Source organism: Nonomuraea sp. NPDC049784 (genome assembly GCF_040659615.1).
Lineage (GTDB): Bacteria > Actinomycetota > Actinomycetes > Streptosporangiales > Streptosporangiaceae > Nonomuraea.
The window spans coordinates 19,655-32,206 of record NZ_JBFAMX010000065.1 but is presented as its reverse complement, the minus strand read 5'-3'; the positions used below and the strand labels follow the sequence as shown (position 1 = coordinate 32,206).

The 12,552-nt window shown below is 69.2% G+C and carries 17 protein-coding genes; 6 read left to right on the top strand and 11 right to left on the bottom strand.

Features of this window, described 5'->3' with window-relative positions; translation table 11 throughout:
* A partial coding sequence (gene katG / locus AB0J09_RS16830) for a catalase/peroxidase HPI (RefSeq protein WP_360690965.1) occupies window positions 1-1,872 on the top strand: 1,872 nt, incomplete at its 5' end.
* A gap of 75 nt (window positions 1,873-1,947) precedes the next feature.
* On the opposite strand, the gene AB0J09_RS16825 is transcribed toward katG, so the two are convergent.
* On the bottom strand, window positions 1,948-2,328 hold the full coding sequence (locus AB0J09_RS16825) for a nuclear transport factor 2 family protein (protein WP_360690962.1): 381 nt from the start codon (window positions 2,326-2,328) through the stop codon (window positions 1,948-1,950).
* Between the two features lie 187 nt (window positions 2,329-2,515).
* Between AB0J09_RS16825 and AB0J09_RS16820 the strand changes: the two genes are divergently transcribed.
* Entirely contained in the window at window positions 2,516-2,659 is a 144-nt protein-coding gene (locus AB0J09_RS16820; RefSeq protein WP_360690959.1) for a hypothetical protein, read from the top strand.
* Between the two features lie 43 nt (window positions 2,660-2,702).
* On the opposite strand, the gene AB0J09_RS16815 is transcribed toward AB0J09_RS16820, so the two are convergent.
* Window positions 2,703-3,293 carry a helix-turn-helix domain-containing protein gene (locus AB0J09_RS16815; protein WP_360690956.1) on the bottom strand — a complete coding sequence of 197 codons (591 nt, stop codon included), beginning with the start codon at window positions 3,291-3,293 and terminating at the stop codon, window positions 2,703-2,705.
* 1 nt (window position 3,294) lies between these two features.
* Window positions 3,295-3,681 carry a hypothetical protein gene (locus AB0J09_RS16810; protein WP_360690953.1) on the bottom strand — a complete coding sequence of 129 codons (387 nt, stop codon included), beginning with the start codon at window positions 3,679-3,681 and terminating at the stop codon, window positions 3,295-3,297.
* 148 nt (window positions 3,682-3,829) lie between these two features.
* Here AB0J09_RS16810 and AB0J09_RS16805 point away from each other — a divergent pair, with 148 nt between their 5' ends.
* Window positions 3,830-4,612 carry a helix-turn-helix transcriptional regulator gene (locus tag AB0J09_RS16805; RefSeq protein ID WP_360690950.1) on the top strand — a complete coding sequence of 261 codons (783 nt, stop codon included), beginning with the start codon at window positions 3,830-3,832 and terminating at the stop codon, window positions 4,610-4,612.
* A gap of 131 nt (window positions 4,613-4,743) precedes the next feature.
* On the opposite strand, the gene AB0J09_RS16800 is transcribed toward AB0J09_RS16805, so the two are convergent.
* Entirely contained in the window at window positions 4,744-6,375 is a 1,632-nt protein-coding gene (locus AB0J09_RS16800; RefSeq protein WP_360690947.1) for a heparinase II/III family protein, read from the bottom strand.
* A 167-nt stretch (window positions 6,376-6,542) separates the two neighbouring features.
* Here AB0J09_RS16800 and AB0J09_RS16795 point away from each other — a divergent pair, with 167 nt between their 5' ends.
* Window positions 6,543-7,139, top strand: a complete 597-nt coding sequence (locus AB0J09_RS16795; protein WP_360690944.1) for an HD domain-containing protein — start codon at window positions 6,543-6,545, stop codon at window positions 7,137-7,139.
* On the opposite strand, the gene AB0J09_RS16790 is transcribed toward AB0J09_RS16795, so the two are convergent.
* The 7 genes from AB0J09_RS16790 to AB0J09_RS16760 are packed head-to-tail and all read right to left on the bottom strand — an operon-like array spanning window position 7,136 to window position 10,170.
* Window positions 7,136-7,495, bottom strand: coding sequence for an antibiotic biosynthesis monooxygenase (locus tag AB0J09_RS16790; RefSeq protein WP_360690941.1), 360 nt, complete (start codon window positions 7,493-7,495; stop codon window positions 7,136-7,138). The genes AB0J09_RS16795 and AB0J09_RS16790 overlap by 4 nt on opposite strands.
* Before the next feature lie 16 nt (window positions 7,496-7,511).
* Window positions 7,512-8,090 carry a hypothetical protein gene (locus AB0J09_RS16785; protein WP_360690938.1) on the bottom strand — a complete coding sequence of 193 codons (579 nt, stop codon included), beginning with the start codon at window positions 8,088-8,090 and terminating at the stop codon, window positions 7,512-7,514.
* Window positions 8,087-8,779: a DUF6286 domain-containing protein gene (locus AB0J09_RS16780; protein ID WP_360690935.1), complete on the bottom strand. Its 693-nt coding sequence runs from the start codon at window positions 8,777-8,779 to the stop codon at window positions 8,087-8,089. The genes AB0J09_RS16785 and AB0J09_RS16780 overlap by 4 nt, the downstream gene beginning before the upstream one ends.
* Entirely contained in the window at window positions 8,776-9,153 is a 378-nt protein-coding gene (locus AB0J09_RS16775; protein ID WP_360690932.1) for an Asp23/Gls24 family envelope stress response protein, read from the bottom strand. The genes AB0J09_RS16780 and AB0J09_RS16775 overlap by 4 nt, the downstream gene beginning before the upstream one ends.
* On the bottom strand, window positions 9,150-9,332 hold the full coding sequence (locus AB0J09_RS16770) for a DUF2273 domain-containing protein (protein ID WP_360690929.1): 183 nt from the start codon (window positions 9,330-9,332) through the stop codon (window positions 9,150-9,152). The genes AB0J09_RS16775 and AB0J09_RS16770 overlap by 4 nt, the downstream gene beginning before the upstream one ends.
* Window positions 9,329-9,661 carry a hypothetical protein gene (locus AB0J09_RS16765; protein ID WP_360690926.1) on the bottom strand — a complete coding sequence of 111 codons (333 nt, stop codon included), beginning with the start codon at window positions 9,659-9,661 and terminating at the stop codon, window positions 9,329-9,331. Before AB0J09_RS16765 ends, AB0J09_RS16770 begins: the two co-directional genes overlap by 4 nt.
* Complete coding sequence (locus tag AB0J09_RS16760) at window positions 9,658-10,170, bottom strand: Asp23/Gls24 family envelope stress response protein (RefSeq protein WP_360690923.1); 513 nt, start codon at window positions 10,168-10,170, stop codon at window positions 9,658-9,660. The genes AB0J09_RS16765 and AB0J09_RS16760 overlap by 4 nt, the downstream gene beginning before the upstream one ends.
* A gap of 182 nt (window positions 10,171-10,352) precedes the next feature.
* On the opposite strand from AB0J09_RS16760, the gene AB0J09_RS16755 reads away from it, so the two are divergent.
* Together AB0J09_RS16755 and gltX are read left to right on the top strand one after the other, a co-directional pair.
* Window positions 10,353-11,129: a fumarylacetoacetate hydrolase family protein gene (locus AB0J09_RS16755; protein WP_360690920.1), complete on the top strand. Its 777-nt coding sequence runs from the start codon at window positions 10,353-10,355 to the stop codon at window positions 11,127-11,129.
* Window positions 11,122-12,495: a glutamate--tRNA ligase gene (gene gltX / locus AB0J09_RS16750; RefSeq protein WP_360690917.1), complete on the top strand. Its 1,374-nt coding sequence runs from the start codon at window positions 11,122-11,124 to the stop codon at window positions 12,493-12,495. Before AB0J09_RS16755 ends, gltX begins: the two co-directional genes overlap by 8 nt.
* The last annotated feature ends 57 nt before the right edge of the window (window positions 12,496-12,552 follow it).

Sequence of the window (12,552 nt, the reverse complement as noted above, 5' to 3'; positions counted from 1 at the left end):
GAGGTTGCCGTTGTCCGGCCAGCTGTTGAGCGGCGCGAAGCGCTGCTGGCCGGCCCCGGCAACCTCGACAAGGCTCGCCGGCTGCTGTGGCCGGTCAAGAAGAAGTACGGCCAGAAGATCTCGTGGGCCGACCTCATGATCCTCACCGGCAACGTCGCCCTGGAGTCGATGGGCTTCAAGACCTTCGGCTTCGCCGGCGGCCGCGCGGACGTCTGGGAGGCCGACGAGGACGTCTACTGGGGCCCCGAGTCCACCTGGCTCGGTGACGAGCGCTACACCGGCGACCGGGAGCTGGAGAACCCGCTCGCCGCGGTCCAGATGGGCCTCATCTACGTCAACCCGGAGGGCCCGAACGGCAACCCGGACCCGCTCGCCGCGGCCCGCGACATCCGCGAGACGTTCCGCCGGATGGCGATGAACGACGAGGAGACGGCCGCCCTGATCGTGGGCGGTCACACCTTCGGCAAGACCCACGGCGCGGGCCCGGCCGAGAACGTCGGTCCCGACCCCGAGGCTGCCCCGATCGAGGCGCAGGGTCTCGGCTGGAAGAGCACGTTCGGCACCGGCAAGGGCGCCGACGCGATCACCAGCGGTCTCGAGGGCATCTGGACCAACACCCCGATCACGTGGGACAACAGCTTCCTCGAGATCCTGTACGGCTACGAGTGGGAGCTGTTCCAGAGCCCCGCCGGCGCGAACCAGTGGCGGCCCAAGGAAGGCGCCGGTGCGGGCACCGTACCCGACGCCCACGACGCGTCGAAGAGCCACGCCCCGACGATGCTGACGACCGACCTCGCGCTCCGCATCGACCCGGTCTACGAGCAGATCACGCGGCGCTGGCTCGAGAACCCCGACGAGCTGGCGGACGCCTTCGCCCGCGCGTGGTTCAAGCTGACCCACCGCGACATGGGCCCGATCGTGCGCTACCTCGGCCCGGAGGTCCCGGCCGAGACGCTGCTGTGGCAGGACCCCCTGCCCGCGGTGACGCACGAGCTCATCGACGCTGAGGACGTCGCCTCCCTCAAGGGCCAGATCCTCGCCTCGGGCCTGTCGGTGTCCGAGCTCGTGTCCACCGCATGGGCGTCGGCCTCGTCCTTCCGCGGCAGCGACAAGCGCGGCGGCGCCAACGGCGCCCGCATCCGCCTCGAGCCGCAGAGCGGGTGGGAGGTCAACGACCCCGACCGGCTGGCGACCGTGCTGGGCACCCTGGAGGGGATCCAGAAGGCCTTCAACGGCGCCCAGACCGGCGGCAAGCAGGTCTCGCTCGCCGACCTGATCGTGCTCGCCGGTGCTGCGGGCGTCGAGCAGGCCGCCAAGAGCGCCGGCTTCGACGTCCAGGTCCCCTTCACGGCGGGCCGCGTGGACGCGGCGCAGGAGCAGACCGACGTGGAGTCGTTCGCCGCGCTCGAGCCGGCCGCTGACGGGTTCCGCAACTACCTCGGGAAGGGCAACCGGCTGCCGGCCGAGTACCTGCTGCTCGACCGGGCCAACCTGCTGACCCTGAGCGCCCCCGAGATGACGGTCCTCGTCGGTGGCCTCCGCGTCCTGGGCGCGAACCACCAGCAGTCGCCGCTCGGCGTCCTCACCACGACCCCCGGGTCTCTGACGAACGACTTCTTCGTCAACCTGCTCGACCTGGGCACGACGTGGAAGGCGACGTCCGAGGACGCGAACACGTTCGAGGGGCGCGACGCCGCCACGGGCGAGGTCAAGTGGACCGGCACCCGGGCCGACCTGGTCTTCGGGTCGAACTCCGAGCTGCGCGCGCTCGCGGAGGTCTACGCGAGCGATGACGCGAAGGAGAAGTTCGTGAACGACTTCGTCGCGGCGTGGGCCAGGGTGATGGACCTGGACCGGTTCGACCTCGTCTGATCGAAGACGTCCGGGCCGACCTGGACGTCATCGGCACGCGGCCCTCTCGACCTAGAGAGGGCCGCGGGCCCCCACTCAGAACATCCCGTTCGGGATCGCTGCGGGTGCGGGCACGGGTTGGACCACATCCCAGTGCTCGACGATCTGCCCGTCCACCAGCCGCCACACGTCCACAACCGCAAGCCCGCGCTCGTCCCCGGCCGGGATCATGTGGTAGTGCAGCACCACGTGGTCGTCCTCGGCGACGACCCGCTTGAGGTGGAGCCGGGATTTGGCGACCGGGGAGTTCGCGATGAACTCGATGAACGCGTCCCGGCCGGATGGGTTCCCCGGGCTGTGCTCCACGAAGTCCTCCCGGATCAAGGTGCGCAGTATCTCGACGTTGCCTGCCGCGAACTCCGTGAAGCCGCGCAGGACGAGTTCCTTGTTGCGTTCGGTGACGCTGATCTCCGTCATGCGAACCACCATCGCGGCGCGCGCTCGGCCTGTCGATTACATGGGATGTAATGGACGGGCCGGCTGCACTCCCGGCGCCCACATTCACTTGCTTGCCGAGATGTGGTCGTCGCCTGCGGCGATGAACCGGAGGATACGTTCCGTCACGAGATCCACGAGGTCCATCGGTAGCGCGTGTCCGGCCCCCGTGAAAGCCGCCGGGCTGCTGGCCATGACCAACGGGCTCGTCTCGAGCGTGCTCGGGACACAACGTACCGGCGAGGCGGCTCTGGCCATCCTCACCGGCCATCTCGATGAGCTGTTCCGCTCGCGACGATCGGCCGCCGGATGAGGTGGTGAGGACGGCGACGACTCAACCCGCAGCTGGACGGGGCCTACGACGGTTCGGCGCGTGTTGCCCGGTCGAAGAGCTCGACCAATTCGTTCGCGCATTGGTCCGGGTCCAGGCCGTTGATGAGGCGGTCTGCCATTCTGTCGATGGACGCCCGCAGGACCGTGCTCATCAAGACGCCGTCGAACTCCCGGAACGCCCCCGTACGCTGCCCGTCCGTGAAGAGCGCCACCAGCCTGGCGATCGCGGCATCCCGCTCCTGGCCACCGATCGGCACCTGGTTGAACGCGATCTGTTGCACTGCTCGCACGTGGTCGGGATGGGCGGCGATGAACGCGATGTTGGCCCTGATGAACGCCTCGAGCTGCGCGCGGGCCCCGGAGGCGGCGTCCAGCGCCGGACGCATGAAGGCGGCCGCGTCGGTGATGACCTGGTGGACGACGGCCTCGAACAGTTGCTCCTTGTTGGAGAAGTGGTAGGAGATCAGCCTTTTGCTGCTGAGCCCGGCGTGCTCGCAGATGGCCTCGAACGTGGTCTCCGCGTAGCCACGCCGGGCGAGCACCGCGATCGTGGCGGAAGCGATCTGTGCTTTGCGGGCCTCGGTGGCCGCCCGGCGGGTCCCGGAGATCTTCATGTCAGCCCAGCTTGCCACGCTTTGGAAACGCCTGCCGTACGGCACGTCGGTTGACCAGGAGAGCGACGGCGGCGACCAGCACGCCGACCACGGCCTGCTCCGCCTTCATCCAGCCGGGATAGCCGCTGTCCGGCGCGATGAGGATGAGCACGATCCCGATGGGGGCGGCGATGGAGATGAAACGGATGCGTACGTAGGCAGATCTCTTGCCCCGCGCTGCCTGCCCCGCCAGGGCGACGAGCCAGAGGGCGGCCACTGCCACAGCGGCGCCGCGTAGCCACACCACCCAGTTGCCGCCGATGACGGCGGCCACGCCGAGCGTCGTGATCGAGATGACGAGCACGGAGACGAAGAGACCCCGGACGAGGTCCCAGACTTTGTTATCCATGCGAATAAATTTAAACGCCCGGATAACAAACCGCAAGCGCCGGCAATGGCGAGGGCCGGGCCGCGGGTCAAGCAGGGACCTGACGCTGGAGCAGGTGCGATGGACGGGCGCCTGGGAGGTGGGTACGGCAGGCGGATACAACTGGAGGATGCATAGCGATCGCACGGTTGGTGACCTGCTGCGGGAGTGGCGGCATCGTCGCCGCCTGAGCCAGCTCGACCTGGCCATACAGGCGGACGTGTCCAGCCGTCACATCAGCTTCGTCGAGACGGGACGTACGGTCCCCAGCCGCGCCATGCTCCTGCACTTGGCCCAGCACCTTGACGTTCCCCTGCGCGAACGCAACCGGCTCCTGGTCGCCGCCGGATACGCCCCCGCCTACGAACGGCGCCCGCTGGAGGATCCGGACCTGGCCAAGGCATACGAGGCCATCCGAGGGGTCCTCGGCGGGCATGAGCCGTTCCCCGCCGTCGTCGTGGACCGCCGCTGGAACGTGCTGCTGACCAACTCCGCCATGAAGATCTTCCTGGACGGGGTCGATCCGGCGCTGCTGGAGCCGCCGGTCAACATGATGCGGCTGGGCCTGGACCCGCGCGGGTTCGCGCCCCGGTTACAGAATCTGGGGCAGGTGCGGGCGTACCTGCTGCCCCGGCTCGCCCGCCAGGCGGCCCGCACGGGGGACCCCGAACTGAGCGCGTTGTACGAGGAGCTCCGGTCTTATGGCCCCGAGGACCACCCGCCTACCGCGGGGCCCACTGACATCGCCATGCCCATCCGGCTCCGGCACGACGGTGTCGAGCTCTGCTTCTTCAGCACGATCACGACGTTCGGCGCGGCTTTCGACATCACGCTCGAAGAGATCGCCGTCGAAGCCCTCTTTCCTGCTGACGCCGAGACCGCCGAATACCTGCGGCGGTCGGCGGCTGCCTGACCGACTCGTAGATCGACGTGCAGGAAGTATGACAGGTGGCGCTTCTATGTCCGCGCAGGACTTTCACGAGCGATGTCGACCAGAGCATGAGCCCGTCGGGGCCGCCGCCCAACGAGGGGACGCGGGATCGCCTAGAACGCGGTGGAGGGGAAGGTGATGCCCTCCACCGTGACCTTCCTGCCCGAGCACGACACCTTGGGCGAGTCCGTTCCCGGCACGATCACCGTCAGCAGGGACTTCGCCGCCGGTGACACCACCACATTGGTGGGCTGCTTCGACAGGTACGTGGGCGAAACCCACCCCAGCTTCCCGCCGCGTTCCACCTTCTGCCCCCCGACCCGGTCGCACGACGGCGACAGCTGCAGCAGGGTGACCTTGAACTTGCCGTCCCCGAGCACCACCTTGCCGCCGCCGTTGGACACCAGCTTGAGCGACGGGCTGAAGCGCCACAGGTTCCTGATCTTCTTGCCGCCCGACGCCGTGTCCAGCACCGCCATCAGGTCCTCGCCGTGGTTAACCAGCACCGACCTGGTACGGCTCACCCCGTATGCCTTGTCCGTCAGCTTGAACGACTGCCGGTCCTTGTCGTACTTCGAGCCGACGAGCTTGGAGGAGGTGCGCGGGTGGAAGCGGGCGCCGACCACCGTCGGGACGTTGTGCGCCTCGGGCGAGAGCGTCCAGTAGCGGTAGGAGCTCTTCTCGTAGGAGTGGAAGCCGCCGTCCACCAGGATGTCGCGTCCCTGCGCGTAGTACGTGACGCCCAGGTGATCCTCGTGGCCGTGGAACTTCATCCCGGGCCCGAACCTGATCGAGTAGTAGGCCGAGTCCGGCTTGTCCCAGGCCGTGCGGCCGAAGACGTACCCGGCCCGGTACGTCTTGACCTCCTGCTTCGGCGTCCCCGTATCGATCTTGGGCTCGGTCTCGGCGGTGCCGTCGCCGATGGGAACCATGTAGCCGTTCGGCATGGTCGCGTGGGCGACGAAGTCCTTCAGGGCATCGGCCCGCTTGGCGATCTCGCCGGGCACCTTCCTGCCGCACGCCTTCATGTTGGCCATCGCGACCTGCAGCCGGTCGTACACGTACACCGCATAGCGGGGCGCCTGCTCCATGAGCGCGCCCTGCGAGTCGACGTCGAGCTTCACCGTGCCGGTCAGGCGGCTGGAGGCCAGGTTCGTCCAGTCCTTACGGCCGTAGCGGCAGCCGATGCCCATGAGGGCGATGTCCTGGTCCATGCCGTGGTTGTGGCCCTTCTTGTAGAGCCGCGAGTCCGACAGGAGCTTGGCGTGATCGGCCAGGCTGTCCTTGAGCCAGCTCTCGTTGACGTGCATGCTCAGGCACAGCAGCGGCTGCGTGCGCAGCGAGACGGGGTGGTCCTGCCACACGTACGGCTTCGTGCCGCCCGCGCCGCGCTTGTTGTGCGCGACCCAGTCCTTGGCGATCTCGGTGGCACGATCCAGGTAGCGCTGCTCTCCGTTGTTCTCGTAGGCGACGACCAGCGTGCCCATCCAGCGCAGCGACTGGAACACGAACTCCCACGAGCGGTTCTTGTACGGGCTCGCGCTCCAGTCGATCTTCTTGCCCAGCTTGTACGCGGGCAACCCGACCAGCGAGATCTCGCCCGTCATGACGTCGTCGGCCGTCGGCGTGCCGGGCAGCCAGTCCCCCTGGCACTCCGCGGTACGGGTCACTTTGTCGGCATGCGCGGGGCTGACTAACCCGCCGAGTGCCAGCATGAGGGCAAGAGGTATCGCGAGCCGGCGCACGCCAGTTCCTTTCGGGACAAAAAGTGAAGGCGGAACATGCTGTCCGAATCGCGATCAAGCGGTCAAGCTGTGTGTCGGATTCGTTAGACGCTCGATGCCCGAGCGAGGTGGCGACATGCGGGTGCCCAGGATGGCGGAGACCGTACAGGTCAGGACATGCTTGTCCCGTGACATTCGACGACCTCGTGATTCCGGACACGCCCGCCTGCCGCGGCGCGCTGGAAGTGGCCACCCGCTACCACACGCCCTCGCTGCTCAACCACTCGATCCGCGCCTACCTGTGGGCGGCCGCGTACGCGCGCGACCACGGCATCGCGTTCGACGCCGAGCTGCTGTACGTGGCGGCCATGCTGCACGACATCGGGATGGCCGCGGAGTTCGACAGCCACACCGTGCCCTTCGAGGAGGCCGGCGGGCACGTGGCGTGGATCTTCTGCGCCGGGGCCGGTTGGTCGCCCGAGCGGCGGGTACGCGCCGGCGAGGTGATCATCCGGCACATGTGGGACGAGGTCCCGGTGGAGGAGGACCCGGAGGGCCACCTGCTGGAGCTCTCGACCGGCATGGACATCTCGGGCCGCCGTACGGATGAGATCCCCGAGGCGATACGGCGGGAGGTCCTCGAGCGCTACCCGCGGCTGGAGATCGCCAAGGAGTTCAGCGCGTGCATCTCCGAGCAGGGCACGCGCAAGCCGTCGAGCATCGCCGGTCAGTTCGTACGCAACGGCATCGTGGACCGTATCGCCCGCAACCCGCTGGACGCCTAACCCTCGGCAGGCTTGGGGCCGGTGCTCTCGGCGACCTCGAACGACCACAGCTCGGAGCCGGTCGCCGCGGGGCCCTGCCCATGGCCGTGCCCGTGGCCCTGCGTCTGCGCAGCCTGGGCCGCCTGGGCGTGCCCACGCTGGAACGCCTGGCCCTGCTGCCACTTCTGGAAGTCCTCCTCGCTCCGCCAACGGGTGTAGACGAGGTAACGCTCCGTGCCCTCCACCGGCCTGAGCAGCTCGAACCACTCGAACCCGTCGGCCGACTCCACCATCCCGGCGCGGTTGGAGAAGCGACGTTCGAGCTCTTCGCGCATGTCGGCGGGCACGTTCAGCACGTTGATCTTCACGACGGACAACCGGAAACCCCTCTCGTCAGCGCACCACCCGGTGCGGGGCTGGTGAGGGCTCCAGGCTAACGCGGGCCATCGCCGGCACATGATCCCGGTCCAGCGCGTCGCGCATGTGCGGCAGCGCCACCGTGGACAGGTGCCGGCTGAGCTCGCCGATGGGGGCGGACTCGTCGGCGACCACGCGTAGTCGCACTTCAGGGCGGCTCGGCGAGCCCACCAGGTCCGCGTCGGCGCGGAGCACGATCGGGCTCGACTCGACGTCGGCGGCGATCGCGTGCGCCATCCCCGGTGCCGACACCTCGGTGATGCCGGTCGGTGACCTCTCCAGCTGTACCGCGCCGTGCGAGATCTCACTGCGTCCCTGCACGAACAGCCACCGCAGCGCCAGCAGCGCCAGCGCGATCGACACGAGGGCCACGAGCCACCAGATCCCCGGGCTGTTACGGGTGAAGAACCCCCGTACGCCGTCGTCCACGATCGGCGTCCGCGCGGATCCCCAGGCGCCCAGCCCGCGGGCCAGCGCGAGCCCACCCAGGACGACCAGCGCCAGCCCGACCAGGGCCAGTCCCCACCGGTTCCCCCTGCTGGTCTTCCTGTTCACTTGCGCTCCTTGACGTTCACGGCCACCCGGTACGGCTCCACGGGGTTCAGCCCCGCCAGCCTGGTGAGCACGGCAGTGCGTACCTCCTGGGCGAACCTCTCCTTGTCCCACCCGGACGTGGCCGGTGTGACGGCGACCGTGTGGCCGCGGATCGTGGCGCGGGCCGAGTGCACGCCCGGCACCTCCTCGGCCGCGTGCGCCAGGGCTCTGGTGACGCTCTTGGGACGCAGGCCGATGATCACGTCGGGGTCGCCGCTGCGTACGGGCACCATGCCCGGCCGCCCCGGGACCAGGGCGGTGACCAGCAGCGCGAGCCCGATCAGCGCCGCGACCGCCGAGCCCAGCAGGAACAGCGGGTTCGACCACAGCGTGGAGGCCGCCCAGCCGAGCATCCGGTCGTACGGCACCAAACGCAGCGGGCGGCCGGCCAGCCCGGAGATCGTCTCGGCGGCGACCAGGAGGCCCAGGAGCGCCAGCAGGACGGACACCACGATGGCCGGAACCCGCCTGTTCGGGCGGAACGCCCGCACGGCCGCCCGGTCGGCGGCTCTGTCGCGCGTCACCTGGCGCGTGCCTCCGACCTCGGGCGGCACGCCCTCGGAAGGCCCGCTCTGGGCAGGCCCGCCCGGGGGAGCCTCGCCCTCGGCAGGAACGGCGCAAACCTCCTGCTTCGGGAACTGCTCGGTCATGGCAGCTCGCCACCGAGGTCGATCATGGTCACGTCCAGGCGGGTGACGTTCAGGCCGGTCTGGGCGGTGATGCGGCCGATCACGTGCTCCCTGAGCCGCGCCGCCACGGCACGCAGCGGCGACGGGTAGGCGACGCTCACGTTCAGCCGGACCGTGGCCTGCTCGCCGCGGACCTCGGCGCTCGACGAACGCGTCCAAGGCCGGCCTCCGAGATGCACCTCCCGCACCTCGGGAACCTCCTCGGCGGCACAGCAGGCGATCTTGATCACCACCCGGCCGGCGATCTGGGTGTGCCCGCGCAACTCCGGCGGCGGCTGGGGTGCGGGACGCTGCGCGGGCACCGTCACAGTGCCGGCGCCGGTGGCAGTGGTCATCTCCGCCTCTCGGATGAGAGTTTCAGCTGGCCGGTCTCGGCGATCCAGCCGACCAGGAAGCCGACCGCGCCGAGCACGAGCACGAGCAGGAACGCGAAGAGCCCACCGAACGCTGCGACGAGCCCGAGAATGATGCCGGCGGCCATGCCGATCACCGGCCACCAGTGGATGTTGTTCATGGTCCCTCCACGACGTCGTGGATGCGCACGTTCACCTGGCGGTCTCCGGCCAGGTCCAGCACGGCCCGCCGTACCTCGTCGGCGGTCTCCGGGAGCGGGCGGTCCAGCGTGGCGACGATCGCGATCTCCACCGCGCGGTCGTTCACGGAGACGCCCATGAGCCGTTTGCCCGGCAGGTACGTGGCCACCGTCCCGAACGGGCCACCGGACAGCCCGGCCACGCCCTGACACGATCGCGCCCGCTCGGCGATCGCCGACGCCTCGCCGGTGCCACCGCCCACGGCGGCCGTCCCGGCGCCGGCCCCCGGAGCCTGGCCGGTGTCCGTCATTGGACCCGCGGCTCCGGCTCGGCCTGCTCGCCGCGGCCCCTTTCGGTCTCCCGCTCGCGGTCCGGCTCGGGCAGGTGGATGTCGTCGACCCTGATGTTGACCTCGGTCACCTCGAGCCCGCACATCCGCTCGACCGCGTTGATGACGTTCTTCCGCACCGCGCCCGCCAGATCGGGGATCGCCGTCCCGTACTCCGCCACGAGGTCGAGGTCGATGGCGGCCTGCCGCTCGCCCACCTCCACCGACACGCCCTGCGAGACGCTCTCCTCGACGCCGACCATGCCGCGCATGCTGCCGAACGCACGCGCCGCGCCGGCGCCCATGGTGTAGACACCGGACACCTCACGAGCGGCCAGTCCGGCGATCTTGGCGACGACACCGTCCTCGATGCTGGTGGTGCCCCTGTCGGTGACCAGTGCGGTCCCCGTGCCGCCCTCGTACGTCCTGGCCCTCGGTACGGTCGCGGCCTGACCGGCTTCCGTGGCCTGGTTAGACATTGTGTCCGACACGACCGTCACCCCCCTGTTTGTCCTCACTAGTAGTGACCCATAACCACACGGACACCCCTGATACCCAACAAAACGGACTTTGGGGACATTCATCGACAATTCCTGACCCGTTGGGGGTGACGTGCGGCACGAGGCGGCGTGCGTTGGGCGGAGCCTCACGGCGGCGGCGATAGCCTTGTCGGGTGCGTATAGCGAGGTTCTCCACAGGCGAAGGCGTGTCGTTCGGCGTGGTCGAAGGTGGTCCGGGTGAGGAGTTCGTCTCCACGGTCGCCGGTCACCCGTTCGGCCAGGTGCAGTTCACCGGCGAGCGGTTCCCGCTGTCGCAAGTGAAGCTGCTGGCCCCGATGCTGCCGAGCAAGGTGGTCGCCATCGGCAGAAACTACGCCGAGCACGCGGCGGAGCTGGGCAACGAGGTGCCCGAGGAGCCGCTCATCTTCATGAAGCCGTCGACGTCGGTGATCGGGCACGGCGAGAACATCGCGTACCCCACGACGCTGTCCGACCGCGTCGACTATGAGGGCGAGCTGGCCGTGGTGATCGGCAGGCTGTGCCGCGAGGTGCCGGTCGAGCGGGTCAAGGACGTCATCTTCGGCTACACGTGCGCCAACGACGTCACCGCCCGCGACCTGCAGAAGAAGGATGTGCAGTTCACCCGGGCCAAGGGGTTCGACACGTTCTGCCCGCTCGGGCCGTGGATCCAGACCGACCTCGACGCGAGCGACCTGGCCCTGACGACCACGGTCAACGGCGAGATCCGGCAGAGCGGGCGCACGAGCCAGCTCATCAACGACATCCCGGCGCTGGTGGCGTACGTCAGCGCGGTCATGACCCTGATCCCGGGCGACGTCATCCTGACCGGCACTCCCGCGGGCGTCGGCCCGCTCCAGGTCGGTGACGAGGTCAGCGTCGGCATCGAGGGCATCGGCACACTCACGAACAAGGTGGTCTCCCGTGACTGAAGTACGGGTGCGGTTCGCCCCGTCCCCAACCGGCATGTTTCATGTGGGCAGCGCCCGAGCCGCTCTGTTCAACTGGGCGATTGCCGAGCAGTCCGGGGGGCGGTTCATCCTGCGCATCGAGGACACCGACGCCACGCGTAACCGGCCGGAGTGGACAGAGGGCATCATCTCGGCCCTCGACTGGATCGGCATCAACGGCGGCAACCCGACGTTCGAAGGCCCCTACTTCCAGTCGGCCTACGAGCCTCAGCACCGCGAGGCCGTGGCCAAGTTGCTGGCCGACGGTAAGGCCTACTACTGCGACTGCACCCGTGAGGCGCTCGTCGCCCGCACCGGCTCCCAGGACAAGGGCTACGACGGCTACTGCCGCGAGCGTGGCCTCACCGCGGGCGCGGTCCGCTTCCGCACCCCCGACGAGGGCGCCACGGTGGTGGAGGACCTGGTCCGCGGCCGAGTGGAGTTCCCCAACAAGGCCCAGGAGGACTTCGTCATCGCGCGCAGCGACGGCTCTCCGCTCTACGTGCTGGCCAACGCCGTCGACGACATCACGCAGGGCGTCACCCACGTCGCGCGCGGTGAGGAGCACCTGCCGAACGCGGTCCGGCAGGAACTGCTCTGGCCCGCGCTGGGCGCCACGCCTCCGGTCTGGGCGCACCTGCCGGTGATCGTCAACGAGCAGCGGAAGAAGTTGTCGAAGCGCCGCGACAAGGTGGCCCTGGAGGACTACCGCGCGGAGGGTTACCTCCCCGAGGCCATGGTCAACTACCTCATGCTGCTCGGCTGGGGGCCCGGCGAGGACCGCGAGATCATGCCGTGGTCGGAGATGGTGCCGCTGTTCAAGCTGGAGGACGTCAACCCGTCAAACGCGTTCTTCGACGAGAAGAAGCTGCGCGCGTTCAACGGCGAGTACATCCGGGCGCTGCCTCTGGAGACGTTCGAGGCTCGCTGCGCGCCCTACCTCGATCCCTCATGGGACCGAGAGCGGTTCAGCAAGGTCGCGGCGCTGGCTCAGACCCGCATCTCCGTGCTGTCGGAGATCCGGCAGAACGTCGACTTCCTCTTCCTCGAGGAGCCGGTCTTCGACCAGGTGTCCTGGGACAAGGCGATGAAGAACTCCCCGGTGGAGATCCTCACCGACTACCTGGCCAGGCTGGAGACGGTGAGCTGGGACCCCGAGTCGCTCAAGGAGGCGCTGGAGGAGGTCGGCGCGGCCCACGGGCTCAAGCTCGGCAAGGCCCAGGCGCCGGTACGCGTGGCGATCACCGGCCGGACGGTGGGCCTGCCGCTGTTCGAGTCCATCGAGGTGCTCGGCCGCGAGCGCGCCCAGGACCGCCTGCGCGCCGCCCTGGCCCGCCTCCGCGGCTGACCCGATGCCCGGCGGCCCGGAGGCGGGTCGCCGGGCGCCCTTCTTCCGACTGTCCTC

Excerpts from the sequence above, each read along its gene's own strand:
- AB0J09_RS16825 (WP_360690962.1), bottom strand. The coding sequence starts at position 2,328 with ATGACGGAGATCAGCGTCACCGAACGCAACAAGGAACTCGTCCTGCGC.
- AB0J09_RS16815 (WP_360690956.1), bottom strand. The coding sequence starts at position 3,293 with ATGAAGATCTCCGGGACCCGCCGGGCGGCCACCGAGGCCCGCAAAGCA.
- AB0J09_RS16810 (WP_360690953.1), bottom strand. The coding sequence starts at position 3,681 with ATGGATAACAAAGTCTGGGACCTCGTCCGGGGTCTCTTCGTCTCCGTG.
- AB0J09_RS16805 (WP_360690950.1), top strand. The coding sequence starts at position 3,830 with ATGCATAGCGATCGCACGGTTGGTGACCTGCTGCGGGAGTGGCGGCAT.
- AB0J09_RS16780 (WP_360690935.1), bottom strand. The coding sequence starts at position 8,779 with ATGACCGAGCAGTTCCCGAAGCAGGAGGTTTGCGCCGTTCCTGCCGAG.
- AB0J09_RS16775 (WP_360690932.1), bottom strand. The coding sequence starts at position 9,153 with ATGACCACTGCCACCGGCGCCGGCACTGTGACGGTGCCCGCGCAGCGT.
- AB0J09_RS16770 (WP_360690929.1), bottom strand. The coding sequence starts at position 9,332 with ATGAACAACATCCACTGGTGGCCGGTGATCGGCATGGCCGCCGGCATC.
- AB0J09_RS16765 (WP_360690926.1), bottom strand. The coding sequence starts at position 9,661 with ATGACGGACACCGGCCAGGCTCCGGGGGCCGGCGCCGGGACGGCCGCC.